Annotated in this window: 25 protein-coding genes and 1 tRNA gene; 13 read left to right on the forward strand and 13 right to left on the reverse strand. The window is 60.7% G+C overall.

All coding sequences use genetic code 11. The features are described 5' to 3' along the window. Window positions 1-497: 497 nt before the first annotated feature. The 11 genes from ARC39_RS05565 (at window position 498) to ARC39_RS25555 (ending at window position 9113) form a co-directional block, all read left to right on the forward strand. Window positions 498-1754 (forward strand): tyrosine-type recombinase/integrase, encoded by a 1257-nt coding sequence (locus ARC39_RS05565; RefSeq protein ID WP_068111260.1) that lies wholly within the window; start codon window positions 498-500, stop codon window positions 1752-1754. Window positions 1755-1804: 50 nt separating this feature from the next. Further along, window positions 1805-2386 carry a hypothetical protein gene (locus tag ARC39_RS05570; RefSeq protein WP_149866320.1) on the forward strand — a complete coding sequence of 194 codons (582 nt, stop codon included), beginning with the start codon at window positions 1805-1807 and terminating at the stop codon, window positions 2384-2386. Between the two features lie 88 nt (window positions 2387-2474). Next, a complete protein-coding gene (locus ARC39_RS25940; RefSeq protein ID WP_068111267.1) occupies window positions 2475-2726 on the forward strand; it encodes a helix-turn-helix transcriptional regulator in 252 nt (83 codons plus the stop codon). Window positions 2727-2920: 194 nt separating this feature from the next. Continuing rightward, a complete protein-coding gene (locus ARC39_RS05580) occupies window positions 2921-3163 on the forward strand; it encodes a hypothetical protein (protein WP_068111270.1) in 243 nt (80 codons plus the stop codon). After that, entirely contained in the window at window positions 3163-4038 is an 876-nt protein-coding gene (locus tag ARC39_RS05585; protein ID WP_236545129.1) for a hypothetical protein, read from the forward strand. Before ARC39_RS05580 ends, ARC39_RS05585 begins: the two co-directional genes overlap by 1 nt. Further along, window positions 4038-4685, forward strand: a complete 648-nt coding sequence (locus ARC39_RS05590; RefSeq protein ID WP_201455718.1) for a helix-turn-helix domain-containing protein — start codon at window positions 4038-4040, stop codon at window positions 4683-4685. The genes ARC39_RS05585 and ARC39_RS05590 overlap by 1 nt, the downstream gene beginning before the upstream one ends. Continuing rightward, on the forward strand, window positions 4682-4936 hold the full coding sequence (locus ARC39_RS05595; protein ID WP_068111275.1) for a hypothetical protein: 255 nt from the start codon (window positions 4682-4684) through the stop codon (window positions 4934-4936). Before ARC39_RS05590 ends, ARC39_RS05595 begins: the two co-directional genes overlap by 4 nt. Window positions 4937-5092: 156 nt before the next feature. Then, window positions 5093-6454: a phage major capsid protein gene (locus tag ARC39_RS05600; RefSeq protein ID WP_068111277.1), complete on the forward strand. Its 1362-nt coding sequence runs from the start codon at window positions 5093-5095 to the stop codon at window positions 6452-6454. 251 nt (window positions 6455-6705) lie between these two features. Beyond that, window positions 6706-7086 (forward strand): hypothetical protein, encoded by a 381-nt coding sequence (locus tag ARC39_RS05605; RefSeq protein WP_068111281.1) that lies wholly within the window; start codon window positions 6706-6708, stop codon window positions 7084-7086. A gap of 352 nt (window positions 7087-7438) precedes the next feature. Further along, window positions 7439-7924, forward strand: coding sequence for a hypothetical protein (locus ARC39_RS05610; RefSeq protein WP_149866321.1), 486 nt, complete (start codon window positions 7439-7441; stop codon window positions 7922-7924). A gap of 175 nt (window positions 7925-8099) precedes the next feature. Next, entirely contained in the window at window positions 8100-9113 is a 1014-nt protein-coding gene (locus ARC39_RS25555) for a hypothetical protein (RefSeq protein WP_149866322.1), read from the forward strand. A gap of 534 nt (window positions 9114-9647) precedes the next feature. Here the strand turns inward: ARC39_RS25555 and ARC39_RS05625 are convergent. Next, a tRNA-Asn gene (locus tag ARC39_RS05625) sits at window positions 9648-9722 on the reverse strand. A 49-nt stretch (window positions 9723-9771) separates the two neighbouring features. Beyond that, window positions 9772-10692 (reverse strand): MBL fold metallo-hydrolase, encoded by a 921-nt coding sequence (locus tag ARC39_RS05630; protein ID WP_068111291.1) that lies wholly within the window; start codon window positions 10690-10692, stop codon window positions 9772-9774. 42 nt (window positions 10693-10734) lie between these two features. On the opposite strand from ARC39_RS05630, the gene ARC39_RS05635 reads away from it, so the two are divergent. Further along, entirely contained in the window at window positions 10735-12090 is a 1356-nt protein-coding gene (locus ARC39_RS05635; RefSeq protein WP_068111293.1) for an ATP-binding protein, read from the forward strand. A 284-nt stretch (window positions 12091-12374) separates the two neighbouring features. Next, on the forward strand, window positions 12375-14045 hold the full coding sequence (locus ARC39_RS05640; RefSeq protein ID WP_068111294.1) for a putative transporter: 1671 nt from the start codon (window positions 12375-12377) through the stop codon (window positions 14043-14045). 130 nt (window positions 14046-14175) lie between these two features. On the opposite strand, the gene ARC39_RS05645 is transcribed toward ARC39_RS05640, so the two are convergent. The 11 genes from ARC39_RS05645 to hpaD (ARC39_RS05695) all read right to left on the reverse strand — a co-directional run bounded on the left by ARC39_RS05645 (window position 14176) and on the right by hpaD (ARC39_RS05695) (window position 25087). Beyond that, window positions 14176-15381 (reverse strand): pyridoxal phosphate-dependent aminotransferase, encoded by a 1206-nt coding sequence (locus tag ARC39_RS05645; RefSeq protein WP_068111297.1) that lies wholly within the window; start codon window positions 15379-15381, stop codon window positions 14176-14178. Next, window positions 15378-16220, reverse strand: coding sequence for a fumarylacetoacetate hydrolase family protein (locus ARC39_RS05650; protein ID WP_068111299.1), 843 nt, complete (start codon window positions 16218-16220; stop codon window positions 15378-15380). The genes ARC39_RS05645 and ARC39_RS05650 overlap by 4 nt, the downstream gene beginning before the upstream one ends. A gap of 155 nt (window positions 16221-16375) precedes the next feature. After that, window positions 16376-17236 (reverse strand): 3,4-dihydroxyphenylacetate 2,3-dioxygenase, encoded by an 861-nt coding sequence (hpaD, locus tag ARC39_RS05655; protein ID WP_068111302.1) that lies wholly within the window; start codon window positions 17234-17236, stop codon window positions 16376-16378. Between the two features lie 43 nt (window positions 17237-17279). After that, a complete protein-coding gene (locus ARC39_RS05660; RefSeq protein ID WP_068111305.1) occupies window positions 17280-18587 on the reverse strand; it encodes a TRAP transporter large permease in 1308 nt (435 codons plus the stop codon). A 1-nt stretch (window position 18588) separates the two neighbouring features. Next, window positions 18589-19086 carry a TRAP transporter small permease gene (locus tag ARC39_RS05665; RefSeq protein WP_068111307.1) on the reverse strand — a complete coding sequence of 166 codons (498 nt, stop codon included), beginning with the start codon at window positions 19084-19086 and terminating at the stop codon, window positions 18589-18591. Further along, window positions 19083-20108, reverse strand: a complete 1026-nt coding sequence (locus ARC39_RS05670; RefSeq protein ID WP_068111310.1) for a TRAP transporter substrate-binding protein — start codon at window positions 20106-20108, stop codon at window positions 19083-19085. The genes ARC39_RS05665 and ARC39_RS05670 overlap by 4 nt, the downstream gene beginning before the upstream one ends. Window positions 20109-20197: 89 nt before the next feature. Further along, window positions 20198-20956 (reverse strand): aldolase/citrate lyase family protein, encoded by a 759-nt coding sequence (locus tag ARC39_RS05675; RefSeq protein WP_068111313.1) that lies wholly within the window; start codon window positions 20954-20956, stop codon window positions 20198-20200. Between the two features lie 9 nt (window positions 20957-20965). Next, window positions 20966-21766: a 2-oxo-hept-4-ene-1,7-dioate hydratase gene (hpaH, locus tag ARC39_RS05680; protein ID WP_201455719.1), complete on the reverse strand. Its 801-nt coding sequence runs from the start codon at window positions 21764-21766 to the stop codon at window positions 20966-20968. Beyond that, window positions 21760-22638: a fumarylacetoacetate hydrolase family protein gene (locus ARC39_RS05685; RefSeq protein WP_068111314.1), complete on the reverse strand. Its 879-nt coding sequence runs from the start codon at window positions 22636-22638 to the stop codon at window positions 21760-21762. Before ARC39_RS05685 ends, hpaH begins: the two co-directional genes overlap by 7 nt. An 11-nt stretch (window positions 22639-22649) precedes the next feature. Continuing rightward, a complete protein-coding gene (locus ARC39_RS05690) occupies window positions 22650-24098 on the reverse strand; it encodes an NAD-dependent succinate-semialdehyde dehydrogenase (RefSeq protein WP_068111317.1) in 1449 nt (482 codons plus the stop codon). A gap of 8 nt (window positions 24099-24106) precedes the next feature. Continuing rightward, entirely contained in the window at window positions 24107-25087 is a 981-nt protein-coding gene (gene hpaD / locus ARC39_RS05695) for a 3,4-dihydroxyphenylacetate 2,3-dioxygenase (protein ID WP_068111319.1), read from the reverse strand. Window positions 25088-25114 lie beyond the last annotated feature (27 nt).

The following is a 25114-nucleotide window of genomic DNA, read 5'->3' on the forward strand; positions in this document are numbered from 1 at the left end:
CGGGAGTGGGTGACAACCGACGTCCGGTGCCACGGGATGAGTAAAAAGTTGCCGCGCCGTCAAAAAAATTTTTGGAGGGGTCGGCTGTGTATGGCTCTGCCTCATCCGCCGCCCGGGGTCTCCTTGGCCTGTGTGTGGGGGGGTGTTTTGCCGAATACATCAGGACCGGAAAACCGGCCCGCAAGGTAGCGAAATTCGGGCCACCCACTGGGCCACCATTCGGGGTCATGCAAAACAAAAGTGGCCCAGAATGGGCGCAATGCGCTGATATACTTGAAGATTTTGGCTCCGGCGGTAGGGATCGAACCTACGACCAATTGATTAGCAGTCGATTTTCGCCACCCAACGCTGCCTAACTTTCAAAAACTATCCATCGCCAAAAATGTCATATATTACTTGTATTTGAGTGCACCTGTACCCAAACTTCATAACGCGGGGTAACGGCGCATATCGGGCCAATCTGTTACCCCTGTGTTACCCCGGAGGACCATTTGACTATGGCTAGGGCACTTACGGCAAAGGCGGTTGAGGCCGCGAAACCCGACCAGGAAAAACGGCGGGAGATACCAGATCCCGCCCTATCCGGCCTGTATCTCGTGGTGCAGCCGAGCGGCGCGAAGTCCTGGGCACTGCGTTACCGCTATGCTGGCAAACCGCGCAAGCTGACCCTCGGGAAGTGGCCGTTGATGGGCGTTGCTGAAGCCCGCGCCGCTGCTTCCGATGCTATCGACGCGGTGGAACACGGTCGCGATCCGTCGGCGGACAAGCGGGCCACAAAGGCAGCCCGGCTTGAGGCGCAATTGGCCGAGCGTGACAAGGTGAAGACCCTGATCTGCCAATATGACAAACGCCACCTTTCCACGCTTCGCAGCGGCAAGACTGTGCGGCGTGAGTTGGACCGGCATGTTGTCTCACAGTGGGGCGACCGGGATGTTGGCGATATTGTCCGGCGGGATGTGATCGACCTTCTGGACGATCTGGCGGACAGTGGCCGCGCCGTGACGGCGAACCGGGTGCGCGCCTATCTCTCCAAATTCTTCAACTGGTGCATCGAGCGGGACATACTGGAGGCTTCGCCGATGACAGGCGTGAAGCCGGTGGCGAAGGAGAAGAGCCGCGACCGTGTCTTGAACGACGATGAAATCCGCTGGCTCTGGATGGCATGTGAGGCCGAGGGGCAGCCATGGGGACCAATGGCGAAGGTGTTGCTGCTCACAGGTCAGAGGCTCGGCGAAGTGACCGCGATGACCGACAACGAGATAACCGGAGACCTTTGGCACCTGACAGCGGAGCGGACAAAGAACGGGTTGGCCCATGATGTGCCGCTTTCCAAGCCTGTGAGGGACACTCTGGCTGCCGTGGAGCGCATTGTAGGGCAGGGTGGCTACATCTTCACGACGACCGGCAGAACGCCCGTGAGCGGCTTCCACAAGGCCCGGAACACACTTGCAAGACGCATGGCAGAAGTAGCCGAAGGGGAAACCGGACAGCCGGTCGAAATCCCGCATTGGACTTTTCATGACCTGCGCCGCACGGCTGCTACAGGGATAGCCCGTCTCGGCATTCCAGTGCGCGTGACCGAGGCAGTTCTCAACCATGTCAGCGGCACCGGCGGCGGCATCGTGGCTGTCTACCAGCGTCATGACTATGCCGACGAAAAACGGGCGGCACTGGACGCCTGGGCGCGGTTCGTCGTGGATCTCGTGGAAGGCGGCGCGGACAATGTTGTGCGCATCGGGGAGGCGGCGGGATGAGCAGTCCGCGATATAGCGACCGCCTCACGTTGGCCCAATATCGCATTGCCATGTCCGACGAGGTCGTCATCGAAGCGATGGTCTGGGAAAATCGTGAACCGGAAACAGAAGCGGAGCGGAAGGATCTGGAAGCCGGAAAGGAGGCGCTGCGCGAAATTGATCGGCTCAAGATTGACGGCACCTACGAGATCGAGCGCGCGCGGTTCGCGGCTCTGGTCGATCCGCCTTCGCCTACGCTTGCCAGACTGATTGAGCGCGTCGCCAATGGCGAGAACTCGCCATTCCAAAACCTCTTGGACGGCCTAGACCGAAACCCGGACCCGGAACAGAGAGCGCGTTTCGAGCGCCTGTATCAAGAAGGCGATTTCGACCACAAGACACCCCGCGAAATATGGCACATACTCGAATGTCTGGAATCCGCAAAAAAGCCGAAGGGCAGGCCGAGTATTTCGCCACCTTGGCGCAATGAGGTGGAACACATGGATGCCATGCGTTTGTCAATTGCCAGCGGCGCAACGGTAACGGTACCAGAAGCTGCACGGGCGACGGCGGCGAATGAATCTCGGGTCAGTGCGGAACGTCCAAATGATTTGGCGAAACTCTATCGCGCGAAGATGAAGCTTCGGGAATAAAACGCCTTCCATTTTACTCCCTGCGACAGCCGGAAAGAAATGTGAATATTGGGTGTCACGTCCTCTAACTCTTTAGAAAGCGTGACCCATGAACCTTCGAACCGATACGGCCATCGCTGCTCTGACTGTCACACAAGATCAGAGTGCCAACCCCAACAAACGTATCCCCGCCCACACTGTACGCGAACTCTGCGGCGGCATTTCCGATATGTCCCTATGGCGTTGGCTGAATGACCCGGCGCTGAACTTTCCCAAGCCAATCTACATTGCGCGTCGCCGCTACTGGCGCGAGGTCGAGATAATTGACTGGCTTGAAAGCCGTGAGTCCGTGGCAGCCTGAAAAAGAAAACCCCCAACCGGGCGAACGGAAGGGAGTTTTCGGAATTCAGGACGCCGAAAATATACCATGCTTCCGACGCCCGTGCAAACAAGGCACGAGCAATTGAAGAACCAAATTCACTACCTGATGCAGCGCTTCGGCATGAGCGAGACGCAAGCCCGCACCGTTGCGCTGCTGGTTTGGGGGGCTGCGCGATGACAAAGGTCGAACGCAAGCCAACCCGCCAACAGTTGTGGCGTAAACGCCATCCGAAAAGCTATCTGGCGCATCTCTGCGTGCAGAACGCCATGCGGCTCGGAGTGCTCACCCGCCAGCCCTGCGCCGTCTGTGGGGCAACCAAGTCCGAAGCGCACCACCCCAACTACAACGACCCTCTGAACGTCATCTGGCTCTGCCGTCGGCATCACCGGGCGCTGCATGCGCGGGAGAGCAAATGATGAGCGTTTATCAGGCCAGCCCGTTAAAGCGTCGTCGCGCCACCAAGGACGAGATGGAGGTTCGGGCGCAATTCCTCATCGGCTATGCGGTGGAGCATGCCCCGGTGACTGTACGGCAACTCTTCTACGCCGCGACAGTGGCAGCCGTACCCGGCATCGAGAAAACCGAGGCGGGATACAACAAGGTGCAGGCGCAGGTCTTGGATCTGCGTCGCGCTGGACGGCTACCCTACGACACAATTTCGGATGCGACCCGGTACATGCGCAAGCCTCGCACATACGACGGTTGGGAGGCCGCATTGCGGAACACGGCGCAACTGTATCGCAAGAACCTGTGGGCCGACAGCGAAGTTGAAGTTGAAATCTGGTTGGAGAAGTCGGCGTTGGCTGGCGTGCTCTATCCTGTCACGTCCGAATTTGACGTACCGCTCATGCCGACCGGCGGGTATACGTCCGAGACCTTCGCCTACGGTTCCGTCAACAACATGCGCGATACTGGCAAGACGCTGGTGATCTACGCCTTGTACGATTTCGACAGATCCGGCCGGGACGCGGCATATTCACTGCATGAAAAGGTGGACCGCTTCGGTGCCGAGTTTGACGTGCCGGTGTGGTTCCATCAGCTCGGGTTGACCTATGACCAAGTGATCGACCTCGAGCTCCCGACGCGCCCGGCCAAGAAGAACACCGCAGCGGATCGCCGGTGGCCCTATGACTTCGCTGCCGAGTTGGATGCCATTCCACCGGACACGATCCGCGACATCGTGCGAGATGCCATCGAGGAACATCTGCCCGCGTGCGAATTGGAACACCTGAAACGAGTAGAACAGGCTGAGCGCGAGACCCTGATGCGGTTCATCGGGAGGGACGTGTGATGACACGCAACTCTAACGGCGGCGAACACTGGACCAAGATGATCCGGCAGAACATGGAGACGCCAGCTTGGCGGGCGCTTTCCACGACAGCGCAGGCAATATATCCGTGGCTCAAGCTGGAGTGGAAGGGGCCGAAGGCGAACAACAATGGCAAAATCTCCATGTCCGTGCGGCAGATGGGGGAATGCGTTGGCTGCGACAAGAAGACAGCCGGGCGAGCTTTCCATGAATTGCAGCGCAAGGGGTATGCCGTTGTCAAACGAACCGCGTGCCTGGGCATCGCTGGTGAGGCCCGTAGCCACCTTATCGAACTCACCGAGATAGCCTGTCCGCCGAACGACCGTCCCCGAGCGCTCTTTCGAGAATGGCGTCCGGACGCGGAATTCCCCGTTGCCGAAGTGCGGACCAACAACCCTAGCGGCGTCAACGGAAAACAAAACCCTGTCCCCAAAATGGGGACGTCACGTCCCCAAAAACGGGACGAACAGAAAACCGACGTCCCCAAAATGGGGACAGCACGTCCCCAAAATTGGGACGAACAAGCCGAAATCCTTGAACCCTTCGTCCCCAAAACTGGGACACCCTTATCTACCAGGGGTTCGGGGGAAACGACTCAGCAAGCTACGACAAACGAGGTATTGAAATGACCGCGCAGAAATACACCAAAGAGCAGGCTGAAATCGCACTGGAGGAAATGAAGCGGGTGCAGGAAATGCTGCGCCGCACCACCGCGACGATGAACGAAACCGGCGGCGACATCGAATGGTTCGCGAGCTTCCTTCTGCGTCACGCCATCGAGTTGCACTCCGAAATTTTCGGCTCTGAGCAATTGGAATTGGCGATAACGAAAATCGGCAAAGAATTGCTTGTTGGCGACGGCAAGGCCGGTCGCGCTTGAGGCGCTAATTGCTATGGGATATCGTCTCATCAACGCTCAAGGCCGATGGCACGAGCCGACAATCCGCTTTTCCGCAAAGCCGATGGCAGAGCGCGAAAGTCACCCTCACACCGGGGGCGCTTTCGTGCATCCCGGCAAATCACAGGAAAACCGGATATGACAATCCAATTTACTGATCGTAGCGGCGAACTGGCCATTCAACGCCATTGCCAAGCGCTACTGCGCGACATGGGCACCCGCAAACCTCACTCCCTCGAAGTTCACCGGATGCAATGGCAGGAACTCAACCGGCTTGAAAACCGGGTTTCGACCACAGCGCGCGACCTGATGAAGCGCATCAACGACAACACCCCGCAGGACGAAGCCGAAAGCATCGAGCGAGCCTTCGACGCCCTGATGGACATTCACGACGCCCTCGCTGGCGAGAAGGACTATCGCATGGAATTGGATAGCAAAGAACCTCGCGCCGCAGGCGGCGACCCGCGTCGACCGCTTCTCAATGGGATGGCCCCTGGCGTAGATGAACCCCGCGCCGGAACCGAACACACGGCGGCATTCACCAACTGGCTCCGAGCGCCGCTCAGTGCCAGAGCGGGGGCAACACTGACCGACGCCGAGAGCCGCGCTGGCACAACCCTCACCGGACCTGCGGGCGGGTACGTGGTGCCCTCGCTGATCGCCGATCCGCTCATGTCGCGGGCGCGCGCGTCCAACCCGTTCCGGGGCATTATCCGGGTCGCCGAGGTTGCCTCTGCCGACGTATCTTTCCCGCTGTCCAACTCCGACGCGACGAGCGGATGGGTTGGCGAGACCGACACGCGCTCGGCGACGACCGAGCCAACGCTGGCAAGCAAGGTTCCAACTTTCGGCACCTGTTACAGCTACGTCAGCCTGACCGAAGAACTTGCCTCAGACGCCATGCTCGACATTGGCGACTGGTTCGCCGAGGAAGCAGGCAAGGCGCTTGGCGAGGCGGAACTCACCGCCATCGTTTCCGGTGACGGCGACGACAAGCCTACCGGCCTGTTGGACACCGCGCCCGAGTCCGGTGCGGATGGAAGCCGAACGGCGGATGCGTTCAAGTATATCGCATCCGGTGTCGCGGCCGATATCGAGGCTGATAACCTGCTGACCGCCATCTACGACCTCAAGGCCGACTACCGGGCCAACGGGCGTTGGTTGATGAACTCGGTAACCGCCGGTGTTGTCCGCAAGCTAAAGGACGGCGAAGGCCGCTACATGTGGACTGACAGCCTCAGCATGGGTCAGCCCGCGACCCTGGCTGGCTATCCTGTGACCATCGCGGAGAGCATGCCAGACATTGGCGCGAATGCGCACCCGCTCGCCTTCGGTGATTGGCGCCGTGCCTACGTCCTTGCCACCCGTGGCGGCTTGTCGGTGACGGTAGACGCCAACATCACCACGCCGGGTTACATCAAACTCTACATCCGGCATCGGATCGGCGGCTGCGTCTACGACGAGAACGCGGCGCGTTTCATCAAGTGCGCCACGTCGTAACGGCCAAGGCAGGTTGCGCCTGGGGCTTTTCGTTGCGTGCCCCTAAGCAGCCCCGTCAGCCGGGAGTGGGTAAACCCCGGCAGCCACGGCGGTCAACGCTCCGGCGCCGTGACGTGGCACCACAGCGGGCAGGGTTTCGACCCTGTCCGTCTATCGCAAGGGGGGCGGGGTAGCTTTCTGCCGACGCAACAACGGCAACCGATCGCACCACCGCTCGCACGCATCCGCAGTTCAAATATTCGAGGCCCATCATGCCAGCACGTAAGAAGCCCCTGACCCTTGCCCAACTCGACGGCAGCGCGGCCAAAGACCCGCAACGCTACCGCGACCGCGCGGAACCTAAGGTTGTACCCCTTGGAGCCGCGCCGTCGCACCTGACAGCGCAGGAGCGCACCGCCTGGGCCGAGTTCTCGCAGGAGGCGCCGTGGCTCGCAGAAAGCGACCGTGCCCTTGTGGCGTCCGCCTGCGCGCTGCGAGCGCAGATCCAGGCTGGTGAGTTCAATGCTGCGCTGATCCGTGAACTTCGCATGCATTTGACGCCGATGGGCATGACTCCTACGAGCCGGCAGGGATTGCATGCGCCGGAAGAACCGGAAACAGACGATCCGTGGGCGCAGTTCGATGCTTGTTGAGCGTGGACCGAAACGGCAACCTCCCCCTTCAATGGGGGTCATCTCGGCATGCTACAAATTGTCGCACTTCAATGATTGCCCAACGACGAGTGAAGCCTAAGATATTCCATGTAGTCGATAGATATGAAGAGCGAGCACAATGCAATGTTGAGAGTCTTAGCGTGGCCCAACCCATTGAAAATATGGCGCTATAATGGCTATGGATAGGCTTAAGCCACATTGTGAGTCTCAGCGAGCCCTAAGAATCCCCTACGCGGGCGAGATGTGAAAAATGATCGCGTCGGTATCGCGGATCATCGCGCCATTTTCGCTTCCTGTGCTAACATCGTTTTGTTTTAGATGAGTCGGGATTATGCCCAGCGACGTAACTGAACATTCGAGTAGGTCAGCATTATGGCCTACAGTGACGGCGGTCGCCGGTTTGTTGGCGTCGGTCGCTACTGTAGCTGCACTTTTTTATATGAACCAAAGTAATAAACTCAGCAAGACATTGGCGACATATGAGAACGCCAAGATACGGTTTCAGGCTGACTTAGATCAGGAAGGATCCCTGGTTGTGTGGAACGCTGGAGACTCAGAGATTTTTCCGCAAACAATTCGTGCTATTCCGATCTTCCCGCACGACGATACTGTTCGCCGAACGGATGAGGGTATGCCGCTGGAAATGGATCTTGCCAGATCATCCGATGAAGGTCGGATGTATTTTCCCAATATTGAGGATGCAATTTGCGGCTTCCCGAAGTATCGTAAGCTGTGCGCGGTCAAAGCACCTGAGCAACTTGTTGTCGTTTTTACTCTTGGAGAATTTAAGACAGGGAAGCCGGTTGCTTTTGACTAAGTACTCCAACTTTTTGCTTGGGATCTTGCTCTCCTCGTTTGCCTTGCATTTGCCAGCGAGCGCATCGTGCGGTAGAACTTTGACCGGAAGCTGTTGGGACACATCGCTTCATAGCAGCGGAAAGACAATCCTCTGGTTGTCCCGAACTAGTGCCGAATTGGCAAAAGACTTTTTCATGGGGCATCCATTTTATCTCGATGAGCATACGGCTGACATTGGGGCGCTTAATGCGATTATTTCGCTTAATAGTGATGCTCCAGTAATGCTGCTGCTGAATCGAGAGCGTGACGTCCGCAAGGTGGAAGAGGTTGATTGTCAACTCTACGACGCTGACCAAAACTCACTTGGGGAGTTAATTCCCAGTGATTGGCAAAATGGAAATAGGAATTGTGAGCATGTAAAGCATACGATTGGAATGGGTGTTGAGTTCACTCTTGCCACAGAAATGGCTGCTGCGAAAGTTTCTGGCCGTGTTTATTTCTCTGCTGTTATTGATGAAATAAAGAGTCGATCACGAAACTCCTATGGCGGTTATGAACTTGCTAGTTACAAAGCCTCGTACGCTGAAGAGCAAGCTATGGCGAATTTGAGGCAAGCCATTGGACAGCTTGAGCTGACGAATATGGCTGTGCTGAGCACGGCAGCAATCGCCGCGATGTCCGAAGTTCAGCCTCAAACGGAGGATTGGAGGAAATTTGTTAGTATAGCCAGGTTGTCTGGATTCTCGCCAATGGTTGTCGCCCCGGAAACCTTTTTCCCGGAGTTTCCTGGAGAATCTGGAACTTTTGTTGATACTGATACGTTGGCAACCGCGGCTGTTGTATTGAATACGGCCAATATGCCGTCATTGGCGGGTGCAATGGACGTAGAGCCCGGAAATTATGTTGTTTGGCTTCGCAATGATGTCAATGTTAGTGAGCCATTCGACTCAGAGAGCGTCTTTTTGTGGGGTTACAAAACCTATCGCAGTGTGGCGCCAGAAGAGCTCATGAACTCATACCGCTCGCGAGACTTGGCATTTGTTCCTTTTGATGGTGAAATCCATATTTTCGACGCCGACCCTCGGAATGCCCTGATTGAGGACGAAATTAGCTCAAGGCTTTCGCTCTACGATCACTTTATTGAGTATATGGCGTACTTTGATATACCTGCCGCCATTTTGCTTGCAGGCCCAGAATCATCATTTTGATGTGGTCGTGTAGCGTTTTTCGCCAGAAGTTTTAATAGAGTGCTAAGACGGGAGCGTTTTTGCGACCTATATCGGTGTGTCCTGCGCCGCCCCGCTTGCCAAGCTTTGGGCCGAGTGGAAGTGCGCCCGAGCCGAGTTTGAGACCTGCAGCGATGCCGATTTTGAAGCGTTCTATGAACGTATGAGGGCCGCCGAATTGGCGGTTTCCTGTTCTAAGCCTACTTACCTGACTGGGGCAGTGGGGCAGGCGGAATATCTCCGCTCTGAGGTCGGGGACGAGATCCGCAGCGCTTGGGGCGATGGCGCCTGTATCATCGACAACTTTTGCGACGGGCTGGCAGCAATCTCCGAATAGCCCTGCCAGTGGAACCGCTACACAGTACGTCGCACTTCGGTGCGGAGCGTTTTCTTTTGGTGCGGCATGTTGGCCGGGAAATTGGGAGAATCTGTTACCCCAGATGTTACCCCGAGGGCCAAATGCGACGAATGCCCTCGAGAGATCTTGGCGTAAGCCTATGTATTTTATGAGATTTTTGGCTCCGGCGGTAGGGATCGAACCTACGACCAATTGATTAACAGTCAACTGCTCTACCGCTGAGCTACGCCGGAACACGCCGGGCGATATAGCAACGGGTCTGACAGGCGTCCAGAGGCATTTTCACATTTTTGCATCTGCTTCCCATTCACGTGGCTGGTCGGTGAAGCATGTGGTGCTTGAGAGTGGCCCGACAGGGTGGGCGAGGTTTCGTTCGGCCAGGTCTATCAAGTGGGCGAACACGTTTCGCTCTGCTGCGGCGCGCAGGGAGTCCGGCGTATCGGTGTAGATCGTCGCGGTCAGCTCCGACACGGATTGCGGGTGCGGGCCGAGCTGCTCAAGGATTTGCGCCTCGCGGCCGCGGCGGTGGGCGATGAGCCAAGCGACTCGTGCGGCCGGATCGTCGACCGGGGCTCCATGGCCGGGATAATAGATCCGATCGGACCGGCTTGCGAGGCGGCCGCAGGATGCCATGAACGCAGAAAGGTCGCCGTCGGGTGGGGAGACCAGAGACGAGGCCCAGCCCATGACGTGGTCGCCAGTGAACAATGCGTCGCCCCACGCGAAAGCGAGATGATTGGACGTGTGACCCGGCGTGTGTAGGGCCTGAAGGCGCCAGCCGTTTCCGTCGATCACTTCACCATCCGCGAGCTCTATTTCGGGCGCAAAGTCCTCATCGGCCCCTTCGCCGCCGCCCGCGAGCCCATCGGCGGCGAGCCGCACCATGACATCAGATCTCCCCGCACCGTGCGGCCCGAAGGCCAGCACGGGAGCCCCCGTCGCTTGAGACAGCGGGCGCGCGAGCGGGGAATGATCGAGATGGGAGTGGGTGACGAAGATGTGGGTAATCCGCTCGCCCGGCGAGAGGGCCGCGAGAAGCGCATCGTAGTGCGCTGGCAGGGCAGGGCCGGGGTCGATCACGGCGACATTACCTTCGCCGATGACATAAGTGTTGGTGCCGTGTTCTGTCATCGGCGAGGGGTTTGGCGCGCGCAGGCATCGCAGCCCGGGTTCAAGGCGCGTCAGAGCAGGCTGGGCGGTCATTTCGGCATTTCTCCTCGGCCAATCCGGCGATAGCGTTGTGCCATGAAACTGGACTGGCTCAAACGCTCCTTGCCGCGCGGGCTCTACGGACGGGCGGCGCTTATTCTCGTCGTGCCCGTCGTGGTGCTCGTCGTCGTCGTCTCGCTGGTCTTCATCCAGCGGCATTTCGAAGACGTGACGCAGCAGCTTACGCGCGGGATTGTGCTGGAGTTGAGCGAGGTTGTCGAAGTCCTTGAAGCATCGCCGGACATGGCGTCCGGACTCGTCGCGATGCAACCCTTCGTGACGACGCTGGGAATTGGTGTCCGACCGGCCGAAACGATCCGGTCGGGAGACCGGCGCGTGTTCTACGATGTGTCCGGGCGGACGGTGATCGATACATTGCGGCGCGGACTTCCGGGCGTGCGTTCCGTGGACCTCGCGCAATCGAGCCGCAAGGTGATCGTGCAGATTGACACGGCACGCGGCACCATCGAAACGGATATCGACCGCCGGCGTGCCTCGGCGTCCAATCCGCACCAATTCCTGGTCCTCATGGCCACGATCGGCGTTTTGATGACGGGGATTGCCTTCGTGTACCTACGCAATCAGCTTCGGCCAATCACGCAGCTTGCGGATGCGGCAGAGGCCTTCGGAAAAGGGCGTGTGGTTCGGTACAAGCCATCGGGCGCTCTCGAAGTTCGGGCGGCCGGGCGGGCATTCCTGGACATGCGGTCGCGGATTGAACGACAGATCGAGCAACGCACGATGATGCTATCCGGCGTGAGCCACGATCTGCGAACGCCGTTGACGAGGTTGAAGCTGGCGCTGTCGATGCAGCCTGAATCCGCTGAGGTGGACGACATGCAGCGCGACGTCGCGGAAATGGAGGGGCTGATCGAGGCCTTTCTGGACTTCGCGCGTTCCGACCAGGGCGAAGATCCGGAACCAGCCGATCCTGTGGAACTGGCCCGTGATGTGGTCGCGCGGACGGCCCGGGGCGGCGGTGCGGTGACGTTTGTTGACTCTGACGCGGACGGAGACGGTGATGCGATCTCCGAATTGGTCGCGGAGCGGCTTGTGCCGCTGCGCAAGCACTCTGTTGACAGGGCGGTGAGCAACCTCGTCGGCAATGCTCTGCGCTATGGTCAAAGTGCTGAGGTGTCGGTGGAAATGCGACCAGGAAGCGTTTGTTTTTGCGTTGAAGACGATGGGCCCGGTATCCCGGAGGCCGATCGTATCCGGGCGATGATGCCGTTCACGCGCCTTGACAGCGCGCGAAATCAGGATCGGGGCTCCGGCGTGGGTTTGGGTCTCTCCATCGCACGGGACATCGCGCGCCGTCACGGCGGTGCGCTGCGATTGTCGGAAAGCGAGAGGCTCGGCGGGCTCAGGGCAGAGCTCGTGTTGGCGCGCTAGGACGATGCAATCTCCAAACCGCGCGACACATGGTCCGGGGCGCTTGCCGGTGACATTCTCAGTAAGTGGTATGCGGCGTGCGGAAGTCGGCAACTTGTTCATAAAAAAGAGATGGTTGCGGTAACAGGTCGACGCGGTTTCGCTCCCTCGGTCTCGGGAACGCTGCATCGAACATGCATGGGTGGCATGAGCCGGGAGCGGTTGACGAAGAGAATTGCGGGCCGCATGCAGATGACACGTGACGCCCCTGGCGCCGAAACCCGCTCATCAGCAGGGAGTGCCGTATGACTGAACTGTTTCCGCCCCTTAACGAGGTGGCACTCACTGTCATCGCCATTTCCATCAGCGGCGCGCTTGGCCTCTTGCTGGGGCGACAGCAGATACGCGGTGTCGGCCTTGGAATCGGCGGCGTGCTGTTCGCCGGTATCGCCATTGGCGATCTCTCTGCACGGCTGGGACTGCACTTCAGTGCGGAAATGATGGAGTTCGTGCGCGAGTTCGGGCTGATCCTTTTCGTTTTCACGATCGGCATTCAGGTCGGGCCGGGCTTCTTCGCCTCGCTGCGCAAGTCGGGCATGCAACTCAATCTCGCCGCAGCCTGCATCGTGGCATTGGGCGTGCTGATCACCGTGGCGATCCACTTCGTATTTGGCGTTCCCGTTCCTGCACTTGTCGGGCTTATGTCGGGCGCAGTGACCAATACCCCCGGGTTGGGTGCCGCAACGCAGGCTCTTACCGACATGGGAGCCGGCGCCGATGCCGTGGCTCAACCCTCTTTGGGCTACGCGGTGGCCTATCCTTTCGGGATCCTCGGTATCCTGCTGACCATGTTGCTGGTTCGCTTCGCCACGCGCGTCGATGTTCCAGCCGAAGCCGCGGCCTACGACGCGGCGCGTCGCAAGGGAGCGAGCGCGCTGCCGTCGATGAACATTCTTGTGCGAAACGAGAACCTCGATGGGCTGACCGCCGGCAAGGTGCCGGGATTGTTTGACGAAGGTGTCGTGGCCTCGCGCATGAAGAAGGGGGACGAGCTCCTGCTGCCGCTGCCGGAGACGGTCGTCAATGTCGGTGACGTGCTGCACCTGGTGGGCCCGAAGGACAAGCTGGAGGGGATGCGTATCATCCTCGGTGAGCGGACCGACACGGACCTGACGACCAAGGGCACGCACATGACCTGGTCGCGTGTGCTGGTGACGGACCGCAAGGTGGCCGGGCATCGGCTGCGGTCGCTGAGCTTGCAGGAGACCCATGGTGTCACGGTTTCGCGCATTCTGCGCGCCGGTGTGGAACTTCCGGCGCAGGCGGATTCAACGCTGGAGTTTGGCGATATCGTCACGGTCGTCGGCAGCACCGAGTCTGTGCAGGCCGTTCGCGGCGTATTGGGCGACGAGAGCAAGCGCCTCGACGAGGTAGACTTTCCCGGTCTCTTCGTTGGGATCGCGCTTGGGGTACTATTGGGGAGCCTGCCGCTCGCCATTCCGGGATTGCCGGCGCCGCTGAAGCTGGGGTTGGCAGGCGGCCCGCTGGTGGTGGCGATCTTGCTCGGACGGCTGGGGCATTGGGGACCCTTCATGTGGGTCATGCCTCCGGTGGCAAACCACGCACTCCGCGAATTCGGCATCATATTGTTTCTGGCCGTCGTCGGGCTGAAGGCGGGTGACCAGTTCCTGGAAACTCTGCTGCACGGGGACGGCGTATCCTGGGTGGCCTACGGGGTGTTGATCACGTTGATCCCGTTGGTCGTGGTGGGGTTCGTGGCCCGGATATTCTTCAATTTCAACTACCTGACGCTTTGCGGCGTCCTGTCGGGTTCAATGACGGACCCGCCGGCACTGGCATTCGCCAATGCGCAGAGCGCCTCGCCGGCCTCCTCGATAGCCTACGCGACTGTCTATCCGCTGGTCATGGGGCTCAGGATCTTTGCACCGCAGCTCATCGTCCTGCTGCTGCTCTGAGCCGCGCGCGCGAGCGAGACACAGTGCTTCCGTTGGGCCCGGCTGGGCGCAGTTGAACGGTCAGCGATTTTCGCTGAATATCATTGCTTTGTGCCGAGGTCTTCACGCAAAACAGGACGTCGCTCGCGGCTCAGCGGAGCATGAGGTAATCGCGCATTCGGTCCAATGCACGCGCAATATTCTCGCGACTGTTGGCGTAGCTCAGACGGATGTAACCTTCCCCGAGAATGCCGAAGTCCGGTCCGCCGATCGTCGCGACGCCGGTCTCCTCCAGCAGCGCCGATGCAAGCGCCTTCGCCTGCCTGCCAGTGCCCGAGACATTCGGAAAGGCATAGAAAGCGCCCTTGGGCGAGATGCAACTGACACCGGGCAGCGCATTCAACCCGTCAACAACGAGCCTGCGGCGCGCATCGAATTCTGCGACCATCTCTGCGACGGCATCCTGCGGGCCCGTGAGGGCCTCCAGCGCGGCGTGTTGGGTGGGTGCGTTCACGCAGGACCATGCATTGACCGCCAGCTTGCGCGCCTTGTCATAGAGACCGTCTGGCCAGACGGAATAGCCGATGCGCCAGCCCGTCATCGCGTAGGTCTTGGACCAGCCATTCAGCAGGATCAGCCGGTCACGGATCTCCGGGAAGGCGAGAAGGCTCACATGTTCCTCGCCATCGTAGAGCATCTGATCGTAGATCTCATCCGACAGAATTGCTACCTGAGGATGGGCACCCAATCCTTTGACAAGGTGTTCTATTTCCCCTCTTGGCGTAACGCCGCCGCAGGGATTGGCCGGAGAATTCAGGATCAGCAGCCGTGTTTGCGGCGTGATCAGCGACAATGTCTCTTCGGCGGAGAAGGCAAAGCCATTTGCCTCGCGGATCGGGACGGGTACGGGATTGGCGCCAGTGAACTCGATCATCGAGCGATAGATGGGAAATCCCGGGTCGGGGTAGAGGATATCCACGCCCGGTGCGCCGAGCATCAGGATAGCCGCGAACATCGTTACCTTGCCGCCGGGTACCACCAGCACCCGGTCGGGAGAAATCTCCACTGAGAAGCGGCGATGCAGATCGGCAGCCACTGCCTCGCGCAACACCGGCAAACCGGTGGCGGGCGTGTATCCGTGATGGCCGTCGCGGAGGGCCTTCACGGCGGCTTCGACGATATTGGGCGGCGTCGGAAAATCCGGCTGACCGATCCCGAGGTTGATCACATCCATCCCGCCCGCGGCCAGTTCGCCCGCGCGTGCCAGAACGGCGAAGGCGTTTTCCTCGCCGATCCGGTCGAACCCCGAGACCGTCTCGAGCCGCGCACCAGCGGCTAGCGCAGAGTGACCGCTCACGCTTCCCAGGCCCGTACGGATTGCCGCTGTTCGCCGAGCCCGGATATCCCGAGACGCATTTCATCCCCCGGATTGAGGTACCGAGGGGGTTTCATCCCCATTCCGACGCCGGGCGGCGTGCCGGTGGAGATCAGGTCGCCGGGTTCCAACGTGACGAAACGGCTCAGGTGGGAAATGACCTCCGCGACCGGGAAGATCATCGTGCGTGTGTTGCCGCTTTGGCATCGCTCGCCGTTCACGTCGAGGAAAAGGTCGAGCGCTTGCGGGTCCGGCACCTCGTCCGGGGTTACCAGCCAGGGGCCGACCGGGGCGAAGCTGTCGCAGGATTTGCCCTTGACCCATTGGCCGCCCATCTCGATTTGAAACGCCCGTTCGGAGACATCGTTCACGATGCAATACCCGGCCACGTGGTCGAGTGCAGCTTCGGGAGTGACGTGCTGCGCGCGGCGGCCGATCACCGCGCCAAGCTCAACTTCCCAGTCCGTCTTCTCCGACCCTTTCGGGATGACCACCGGATCGTTGGCGCCCGTGGTGGGACAGACTTTCATGAAGAGGATCGGGAAATCCGGGATTGGATTGCCGGTTTCCTCGGCGTGATCGGAGTAGTTGAGGCCAATGCAGAAGATCCGCCGGATATCTGCGAGGATCGGCGCGTAGTCCGTGTCATTCAGAGCGGGCAGGGCAGAAAGATCCAGCGCTTCGAGATGCGACAGCCCGCCATAGGCGATCGTGTCGGCGGTTATATCGTCCACCTCGCCGATCAGGCTACGCAGGATACCGTCCGCGTCGACGGCGGCAGGCACGATGCCGTCAGCGGTGCGAATTCGGCAGAACTTCATTTGGATTTCCTCCGAGTTGCCACTCCGGCGCACCGGGCGTTACCGGTGCGTTTCGGACTCGGAGGGATCGAAGCGGATTCGCCGGGCGGCTGCAAGCGGCATTGCGATGGCGGGCCTTGCTTTGGCCTGCCACCGCCATTGCGCCTGCGTGGCAATCAGTCCAGCGAGAACACCACGTTGGTTTGTCCGGTGCCGGAGGAGGGGAAGTACTCCGTGATCACCTCGCCCGTGCCCGTGTACCGATCCCATCCGAGCGCGCCGAAGAGCATGATCGTGTCGTGCATGTCGCCTTCGCCGTCACAGTATTTGGCGTAGTCGGGCAGCATCTGAAGAAACAGCTCGGTTTCGCCGTTTTGCCACATCTCCAATACCCGTCGGTCCACGACCTCGTTGAATTTCGAGGAGATTGTGAAGGTGCCATTGTTCTCGGCATAGATGTCGTTGGGCCAGATCTGGTGGCTGAGTGAACCCGACGCAATCAGCGCAACATTGCTATCGGATTTCTCGATGGCTTCGCGGATCGCTTCGCCTAGTTTTCGCGACTGTTCAAGCGAATGCACCGTGCACATGGCGGCGACCGAAACGACCTTGAGCGCCGGTTCCGGACCTCGATTCATGTATCGCATGGGCACAAGGGTGCCGTATTCCAGATCCAGGCTGTCGACCTGGTGACTGAGCGTGTAAACGCCGTTCTCGCGCGCGGTCTCCGCGATCAGGTCGCCAAGCGCGGCGTTACCCTCGTATTCGTAGGGCAGATCCTTGATGAATTGCGGAAATTCGTGGGAGGTGAACATCCCCTTGAAGCGGTGGTTGGCGTTTATGTGATAGGCGGCATTCACCAGCCAGTGCGTGTCGAGGATCACAAAGGTGTCTGCGCCTGCTTCTCGCGCGCGGCGGCCAATCTCCGCATGGCCATCGATAGCGGCTTGCCGGGCGCCCTTCAGCGGCCCGTCCTGCTCGGACATCACCATGGTCGGAACATGTGTGACCTTTGCGGCGAGCACGATTTTACCCATCTTGGTTTCTCCTCCAGGAATGCGAAGTCTGTGTTTCTCGGTGTCAGGTGAGGGCGAGCGAAAGGGCCGGGATGGCGATCAGCACGCCCATGCGAATGATGTCGGCGATCCAGAAAGGCAGGATGCCGCGGAAGATCGTCTTGAGCGCGACGTCGGGCAGCATGGCGTTGAGCACGAAAACGTTCATGCCCACGGGTGGCGTGATGAGGCTCACCTCGGTGACGACGACGACGATGATGCCGAACCAGATCAGCACCGCTTCCGGGTCCGACAGGATGTCGAGGCCGAAATCGAGCTGATACATCAGCGGGTAGAAGATCGGCACCGTCAGCAGGATCATCGACAGGCTTTCCAGCACGCACCCCAGCACGAGGTAGATGACAATTATGAGTGCGAGAACCAGCCAGGCGTTGAGCTCCATCTCGTAGACAAGATCGGCCAGTGCATCTGGCAGGCCGGCAAGGTTGATGTAGTTGGAAAAAACCTCCGCCCCGATGACGATAACGAAAATCATCGCGGTAGAGACGGCCGTTTCGGTGAGTGACTGGCCTACGTCGCGCAGGCTGGCGTGACCGGTGGCGAGCACCATGACGAGGGCCGCGCCGGCGCCCATGCCTGCCGCCTCAATGGGCGTGAAAAAGCCGCCATAGATGCCGACCATGATGAAGAGGAACAGTCCGGCGGCGAGGATCACGCCGTAGAGTTCCTCGCCCGGGTGGTCCTCCACCTCGAAACTCTGTGGGGCGAGTTTTGGGTTGAGAACCACCGCCACCGCAACGGCCAGTACGTATAGTGCGAGCCCGATCAGACCCGGCACGATCCCGGCGAGAAAGAGCTGGCCGATATCGCTCTCCGTCAGGATGCCGTAGATGATGAGGATCACCGAGGGCGGGATCAGGATGCCCAGCGTGCCGCCCGCAGCGATGGCGCCGGCCGAGAGGCTGTCGGAATAGCCGAATTTGCGCAGCGAAGGCATCGCGACCTTTGACATTGTCGCGGCGGTCGCAAGCGACGAGCCCGATACGGCGGAGAACCCGCCACAGCTGAGAACGGCCGCCATCGCGAGCCCGCCCGGCAAGCGCCGCACCAGCCGTTGCGCGGCGGCGAACAGGCCGCCCGCGACGCCGGAATGTGCCAGCAGGTTGCCCATGAAGATGAACAGCGGGATCACCGAGAGCGAATAGGAGAAGATCGTGTCAAAGGCTGAGGCGCCCAACATGTTCGCAGCCGGACCGATCCCGCGCAATATGGCGAAGCCGACGGCGCCGACCAGAACCATGGCAAAGGCGATCGGCACGCGAAACATTGCGAGCGCAAGAAGGATCGCCGTGGCAATGAGCGGCTCGAGCATGTCAGAGGCTCCGAATGTGATGGTGCGGCCGAAGCGCGATGAGCGCGCTGACGGCGAAGGTCAGGGTGCCGAGCGCGGCGGCCGGCCAGACGGGAAGAGCGAGATCGTTGGTCACCGCGCCGTCGTGAAAGAGGTTCTTCCCATGCATGGCCACGGTCCAGCTAAGGGCGAGCAACACCGTCGCACTCACCCCCGCACCAAAGGCAATTGCAATCCGGTCGACGCGCGGGGACCACACGGAGCTGAGAAGATCGACCTCCACGTGGCTTCCCTTGAGCGTGGTGATCGGCAGGGCCGCCAGAACAAGATCCGCGAGCAGCACCTGCGTCAGTTCGAACGCACCGGGTAGCGGCGTGTTGAAGACATAGCGCCCCACCACATCGACGACCGTCACAGTGACCATCGCGAGGATCAATCCGCCACAGAGCGCCGAAAGCACTCGAAGGACGAATAGGTTAAGCCCCTCAGCGGGCCTCGGAATGGGCGCAGCGCGGTTCATCGTGCCGGTTTCGCCGTCTGCATGGCCGCAAGGGCTGCCGTGCCTTCAAACCCCTGGGCATCCACCGCTTCGATCCAAGCGGCCTCAAGCGGCGCGCTGACTTCCAGCACCTTGTCGAGAACTCCCGCATCGGCGTCGTAGACTGTGATGCCGGCCTTTTCCGTCGCAGCCAGCCCGTCGCCATCGGCGTCATTCCAGGCCGACCCGGCGAGTTCCGCAAAGGCGGTGCCGGAGACGGACATGATCGCGTCCTGGTCTTCCGGGGTCAGGGCATCCCACTGGCCCTCGTTCATCACCAGGAACCAGGAGGTGTTGTAGAGGCCGCCGGGCACCGTCATCACATCGGTAATGTGCTTGTCGAGCTTGAAGGCGCGGACCGAATCCATCGCCATGCAGATGCCGTCGATCACGCCGCGCGTGAGTTTTTCATAAACCTCGCCGGAGGACATGAAGAGCGTGGTCGCACCGAGGCCCGACATCAGGTCCGCGGGATAGCCGCCGGGGGTGCGCACCTTGAAACCGGAAAACTGGTCGGCCGTGTCGAAGTGCCAGTCCTTCGAGAGCAGCACGCCCTGACCATGGGTGAAAAGACCGAGCAGCTTGGTGCCAGCGTGCTCTCCGGCGGCGTCGAGTTGTACGGTGTAGACGTTCCAGAAGTTTTTGGAAGTCTCGACCGCATCGTCGCCGAGGAAGGAAAACTGGCCAACCCGGCTGCGCATGAAGCGGTCATCGCTGGTGAAGCTGTGCAGCCCGTAGGTGATATCGGCCACACCATCGCGGGCCATGTCGAAATGCGCCGGAGGGGCGCCGAGAGGCTTGGAGAGTACCCGAACGGTAACGCGTCCGTCCGTCGCGTCCTCGACCTGTTTGGCCCAGGGTTTGATCGCACCTATGACAAGCGGGTGGCGCGGTGGCAGCCAGCTCGAAAGAACGAGCGTTGTGTCAGCGAAGGCCGGAAATGCGGATACGAGCCCCGCGGCGAGCGCCGCGCCTTTCAGGAAATTGCGCTTGTTCAGTTTCATGTAATCCTCCCGTAGGTGGGGTATGCGTGCCAACGGGCGCGCTTTTTTCGTTGCGTGTGTGTTCACCTGCCCCCGGGTGGGGGGCGTTTTCAGAAGGCGGCGCGCAAGGATCTGAGGCCGCCCAAAAGGACGCCGACGTCGGATCCGACGGCGAGAAATTCGACACCGGCCCCCGCATAGCTTGCGGCAAGCGTCCGGTCGGATGTGAGGATCCCGGCTGCCCGCCCGGCAGCACGGATGCGCGTGAGCGCATCGGAAATCACCGCTTGCACCTCAGGTGCGCCCGGCCTGCCGATGAAGCCCATGTCGGCGGCGAGATCCGCCGGACCAATGAAGATGCCGTCCACGCCCTCGACCGCAAGGATCTCGTCCAGCGCATCCAGACCGGACAGGGATTCGACCTGTAACAACAGGCAAATTTCATCTCCGGCCGTTTGCAGGTAGTCGGGGATCGTGTTGTAGCCCGAGGCTCGCACCAGTGCCGCGCCGACCCCGCGCATTCCCTTGGGCGGGTAGTGCACCGAACGAACCACTTCCCGGGCCTGGGCTGCTGTTTCGATCATCGGCACAAGCAAGGTCTGTGCGCCAAGGTCGAGCATCTGCTTGATCTCGGCGCGGTTGTCGTCGCGTGGGCGCACAACAACGGCACTCCGATCAGCCACGGCCCGTAATTGCGCCAGCACATCGCGCAGCCCGTTTGGGCCGTGTTCCGCATCGATCACCAGCCAGTCGAAGCCGGTCTGGGCAGCCAGCTCGGCCACCGACGGATCGCCGAGGCCGACCCACAGGCCGATCTGCGTCTCGCCGGATTTCAGCCGGGCTTTGAATCTGTTGGTCGGGGCAGGCATCGGATTACCTCACTCGAAGTTCACGGAGACAGCGCCGAATGGGCCGAAGTCGGCCGCGATCTTCGTGCCCGGCGGGCACTCGATCGGCGCGATGAATGAGCCCGAGAGCACCACATGGCCGGCCTCGATCCGCTGGCCGTACTGGTGCATGCGCCGCGCAAGCCAGACCAGGCCTGTCACCGGATCGTCCAGCACTGCGGCCCCCAAGCCGGTGGCCTCCACATCGTCGTTCTTGCGAACGATGGCACCCACCCAGCGGAGGTCGAACGCCTCGGACGCGTGGCGGGCCCGACCCAGAACGATGCCCGCGTTGGCGGCATTGTCGGAAACGGTGTCGACAATTTTGCGCGTTGCGCCGCTGTCCGGGTCCTTTCGCAGGATACGGGTGTCGAGGATCTCGATGGATGGCACCACGGCTTCGGTGGCGGCCAGAACGTCCGCGCGCGTGACCTCGCCGTCGAGTGCTTCCTTCATCACGAATGCGATTTCGGTTTCGATCCGCGGTTGTATGAAGCGACCCGCCGGAATTGTGGCGCCGTCCTCGAAGACCATGTCGTCGTAGAGCACGCCACTGTCTGGCGTGGTGATCCCGAGTGCCTGTTGCATGATCCTGGACGTCAGGCCGATTTTCCAACCGATGATCTTTCGCCCGGCGCTGAGTTTGCGGCCAATCTGCGCCGTCTGGATTGCATAGGCATCGTCAAGCGTCATGTCAGGGTACCGGAGAGACAGGAGGCCGATCTGACGCCGGCTTTCCTCGGCTTCCAGCAGGTCTTCTGCCGCAGCTTCGATTCTTGCTGAACTCAGCATGGCTCGTCCTCCACGCCGTTGCGCAGGATGCCGATCCCATCGGCTTCCACTTCGATCACGTCGCCGGGTTCAAGCCAGATCGGCGGATCGAAGCGAGCGCCGGCACCGGTGGGTGTACCGCATACGATGACGTCGCCCGGTACCAGCGTGCAAAACGTGGAGACGTAGTTCACGATAAAACGGAAATCGAACATCATGTTGGACGTCCGGTCCTGTTGGCGGATCTCGCCGTTTACGCGGGTCGTCAGTTCGATGTCGTCGAGTTGTGCCGCCTCGCGGAAAGGCACCAGCCAGGGGCCAATGGCGCCCGACGAGTCCCAGTTCTTGCCCTGCGTCACGTTGAACTTGGCGTGACGGACCCAGTCGCGGATTGTGCCCTCGTTGCAGAGGGTCAGCGCGGCGATGTGGTCATAGGCGTCTTCTTTGGCGATGCGGCGGCCGGCCTTGCCGATGACGATGGTTATCTCACCCTCGTAGTCGAGTTGCTCGCTTTCCGGCGGGCGGACGAGGTTTTGCCCGTGGCCGGTGAAACTCCGTGGGAAACGGATGAACATCGAGGGCTTGGTGGGCTGGGCCTGGCCATCCTTGTATTCAGCGTTCCGGTCGGGGAAGTTCACGCCGATGCAGATGAGTTTCTCGGGCGCGGCGATCGGGATGAGGTATTCCACATCGGCCTCGGCGAATGTCGGTTTGCGGCCTTCGGTGGCGGCGATCACCTCGTCCAACGCTCCGGCTTCGATAACCTGCTGCAACCCTTTGAACCGGGCGCCGTAATCGGGCGTCAGGTCGATGATGCCATCATCGGTCACCACGCCGTAGCGGTCTGTTTCATTGGCGCGAAAGGCGGCGATACGTGCGGGAATGGGTTTCATGGAGCGACTCCTCAGGCAATCCCGCCGAAGCAGAGATACTTGATTTCAAGGAACTCCTCGATGCCGTAGCGCGAACCCTCGCGCCCCAGGCCGGAGGATTTGACCCCGCCGAAGGGCGCTTCGGCAGTGGAGATGAGACCGGTGTTAATGCCCACCATCCCGTATTCGAGCCGCTCTCCCACGGCCCAGGCACGGGAAAGATCGCGGGTGTAGAAATAGGAGGCGAGGCCGAATTCGGTATCGTTGGCCATGGCAACCACCTCGTCATCGGTATCGAACCGGAAAAGCGGGGCGACGGGGCCAAAGGTCTCTTCGCGGGCGACGGTCATGGCCTGCGTGACACCGGTGAGAACCGTCGGTTCAAAGAACGTCCCGCCAAGCGCGTGACGCCTGCCACCGAGCGCGACCGCTGCGCCTTTGCCAGTGGCATCGGCGATGTGCTCCTCGACCTTTTCCACGGCCGCCGCGTCGATCAGCGGGCCGAATGTGGTTTCGGCCTCCAGCCCGTCGCCGACTTTCAGCATGGCGATCTTCGCACTGAGCCTTTCGGCAAAGTCCTCGTAGACACCCGACTGCACGTAGATCCGGTTGGCGCAGACGCAGGTCTGCCCGTTGTTGCGGAACTTGGAGATGATCGCGCCGTCGACTGCCGCATCGAGATCGGCATCGTCGAAGACGATGAAGGGCGCATTGCCGCCGAGTTCCAGCGCGAGTTTCTTCACCGTGCCGGCCGATTGACGCATGAGCAGGATGCCGATCTCGGTTGAGCCGGTGAAGGTGAGCTTTCGCACGACCGGGCTCGCTGTCATTGCGCCGCCGATGGCCTGCGCGTCCCCGGTGAGCACGGAGAGAAGCCCGGCGGGTAGTCCGGCGCGCTCGGCCAGGACGGCCAGAGCGATGGCGGAAAACGGGGTTTGCTCGGCTGGTTTGAGCACCATGGCACAGCCGGCGGCCAGAGCCGGACCTGCCTTGCGCGTTATCATGGCGTTGGGGAAGTTCCAGGGTGTGATCGCTGCGACGACGCCGATGGGCTGCTTGACGACGACGATGCGCTTGTCTGGCGCATGGCCGGGGATCACGTCGCCATAGACGCGGCGGGCTTCCTCGGCGAACCACTCGATGAAGGAGGCGCCGTAGAGGATTTCCCCCTTGGCCTCGGCCAAGGGTTTGCCCTGTTCCATCGTCAGGATAAGCGCCAGATCGTCGGCGTTTTCGAGGATCAACTCGTACCAGCGGCGCAGGATGCCAGCACGATCCTTGGCAGTGCGCGCAGCCCACGCCGCCTGCGCCGCCTCTGCCGCCGAAATGGCAGCCATGGTCTCGGCATCGCCAAGATCCGGCACATGACCGATGACCGCACCACTCGCCGGGTTGGTCACCGCGAGTGCCGTCTCACCGGCGGCGATCCAGTCGCCGCCAACGAGGGCTGCCTCGCGGAAAAGGCTGGGATCCTTCAGCATCGGGCTGCTCACGGCGCGATGATCGGAGTTGCTGCGAGGTCGGAATCCACTGGCTCTACACCCTGGAAGGTCGAACCATGCTCGAACCAGCTTCGCGGGGCAGGGGCGCCCCAGAGCGTCTGGCGCTGCGGATCTTTGAGATCCCATTTGATCGGCTCGAGATCGGGATCCACTGTCTGATAATCGGAGCAATAGATCTCGATCCGATGCCCGTCGGGGTCGAGGACATAGAGGAAGAAGGCGTTGGAAATCCCGTGCCGACCGGGACCGCGTTCGATATTCGCGACGTAGCCAGTCGTGGCCATCAGGTCGCAAAGGTCAATGATGTTGAGTGGGGTAGGGACCCAGAAGGCGGTGTGATGAAGCCGTGGTCCCGTCCCGTTGGTGAAGGCAATGTCGTGGACGCCGCCCTTGCGATGAGTCCAGGCGGCCCAGAGCCGTCCCGTTTCCTCGTCCTCCGTGTACTCGGTTACCCGGAAACCCATCTCGTTATAGAAGGCGACGGCCGTGTCCACATTCGAGGCAAAGGCGTTGAAATGGTCGATCCTGAGCGGCTTCACCCCGTTATAGAGCGCGTACTGCTGGTGAATCGGAGGGAGCCTGTCCATCTGAAAATAGAATTCGATGGGCATGCCAAAGCAGTCATGGGTACGCAATGTGCGGCCCTGATAGGCGCGTTCCACCCATTCGACGCTGTGTCCCTTCCCTCTGAACCAAGCTTCGGCCTTGTCGAGTTCGTCTTCGTCGAACAGCTTGAATGCGAGGCTGCGGACTTCGGCGGTGTCGTCCTTTCGCAACACCAGGCTATGATGGCCGCGCTCTTCCATGGCGCGCAGGAAGATATGCTCTTCGTCTTCGTCGGTCACCTGGAGTCCCAGCGTGTCGACGTAGAAGGCGCGGGAGGCGGCGAGGTCTTTGACACCGAAGACGGCATGGCTCAGGCGGATGATGTTGAATGGCGGGTAGAGGTTCGGGGCCGGAATGGGCATGGTTCGTTCCTTCGGGTATTCGCGCGG

This window comes from Tropicimonas marinistellae (assembly GCF_001509585.1).
In the GTDB taxonomy this organism is placed as follows: domain Bacteria; phylum Pseudomonadota; class Alphaproteobacteria; order Rhodobacterales; family Rhodobacteraceae; genus Tropicimonas; species Tropicimonas marinistellae.

Excerpts from the sequence above, each read along its gene's own strand:
- ARC39_RS05565 (WP_068111260.1), top strand. The coding sequence starts at position 498 with ATGGCTAGGGCACTTACGGCAAAGGCGGTTGAGGCCGCGAAACCCGAC.
- ARC39_RS05570 (WP_149866320.1), top strand. The coding sequence starts at position 1,805 with ATGTCCGACGAGGTCGTCATCGAAGCGATGGTCTGGGAAAATCGTGAA.
- ARC39_RS25940 (WP_068111267.1), top strand. The coding sequence starts at position 2,475 with ATGAACCTTCGAACCGATACGGCCATCGCTGCTCTGACTGTCACACAA.
- ARC39_RS05580 (WP_068111270.1), top strand. The coding sequence starts at position 2,921 with ATGACAAAGGTCGAACGCAAGCCAACCCGCCAACAGTTGTGGCGTAAA.
- ARC39_RS05585 (WP_236545129.1), top strand. The coding sequence starts at position 3,163 with ATGAGCGTTTATCAGGCCAGCCCGTTAAAGCGTCGTCGCGCCACCAAG.
- ARC39_RS05590 (WP_201455718.1), top strand. The coding sequence starts at position 4,038 with ATGACACGCAACTCTAACGGCGGCGAACACTGGACCAAGATGATCCGG.
- ARC39_RS05595 (WP_068111275.1), top strand. The coding sequence starts at position 4,682 with ATGACCGCGCAGAAATACACCAAAGAGCAGGCTGAAATCGCACTGGAG.
- ARC39_RS05600 (WP_068111277.1), top strand. The coding sequence starts at position 5,093 with ATGACAATCCAATTTACTGATCGTAGCGGCGAACTGGCCATTCAACGC.
- ARC39_RS05605 (WP_068111281.1), top strand. The coding sequence starts at position 6,706 with ATGCCAGCACGTAAGAAGCCCCTGACCCTTGCCCAACTCGACGGCAGC.
- ARC39_RS05610 (WP_149866321.1), top strand. The coding sequence starts at position 7,439 with ATGCCCAGCGACGTAACTGAACATTCGAGTAGGTCAGCATTATGGCCT.
- ARC39_RS25555 (WP_149866322.1), top strand. The coding sequence starts at position 8,100 with ATGGGGCATCCATTTTATCTCGATGAGCATACGGCTGACATTGGGGCG.
- ARC39_RS05630 (WP_068111291.1), bottom strand. The coding sequence starts at position 10,692 with ATGACCGCCCAGCCTGCTCTGACGCGCCTTGAACCCGGGCTGCGATGC.
- ARC39_RS05635 (WP_068111293.1), top strand. The coding sequence starts at position 10,735 with ATGAAACTGGACTGGCTCAAACGCTCCTTGCCGCGCGGGCTCTACGGA.
- ARC39_RS05640 (WP_068111294.1), top strand. The coding sequence starts at position 12,375 with ATGACTGAACTGTTTCCGCCCCTTAACGAGGTGGCACTCACTGTCATC.
- ARC39_RS05650 (WP_068111299.1), bottom strand. The coding sequence starts at position 16,220 with ATGAAGTTCTGCCGAATTCGCACCGCTGACGGCATCGTGCCTGCCGCC.
- hpaD (WP_068111302.1), bottom strand. The coding sequence starts at position 17,236 with ATGGGTAAAATCGTGCTCGCCGCAAAGGTCACACATGTTCCGACCATG.
- ARC39_RS05660 (WP_068111305.1), bottom strand. The coding sequence starts at position 18,587 with ATGCTCGAGCCGCTCATTGCCACGGCGATCCTTCTTGCGCTCGCAATG.
- ARC39_RS05665 (WP_068111307.1), bottom strand. The coding sequence starts at position 19,086 with ATGAACCGCGCTGCGCCCATTCCGAGGCCCGCTGAGGGGCTTAACCTA.
- ARC39_RS05670 (WP_068111310.1), bottom strand. The coding sequence starts at position 20,108 with ATGAAACTGAACAAGCGCAATTTCCTGAAAGGCGCGGCGCTCGCCGCG.
- ARC39_RS05675 (WP_068111313.1), bottom strand. The coding sequence starts at position 20,956 with ATGCCTGCCCCGACCAACAGATTCAAAGCCCGGCTGAAATCCGGCGAG.
- hpaH (WP_201455719.1), bottom strand. The coding sequence starts at position 21,766 with ATGCTGAGTTCAGCAAGAATCGAAGCTGCGGCAGAAGACCTGCTGGAA.
- ARC39_RS05685 (WP_068111314.1), bottom strand. The coding sequence starts at position 22,638 with ATGAAACCCATTCCCGCACGTATCGCCGCCTTTCGCGCCAATGAAACA.
- ARC39_RS05690 (WP_068111317.1), bottom strand. The coding sequence starts at position 24,098 with ATGCTGAAGGATCCCAGCCTTTTCCGCGAGGCAGCCCTCGTTGGCGGC.
- hpaD (WP_068111319.1), bottom strand. The coding sequence starts at position 25,087 with ATGCCCATTCCGGCCCCGAACCTCTACCCGCCATTCAACATCATCCGC.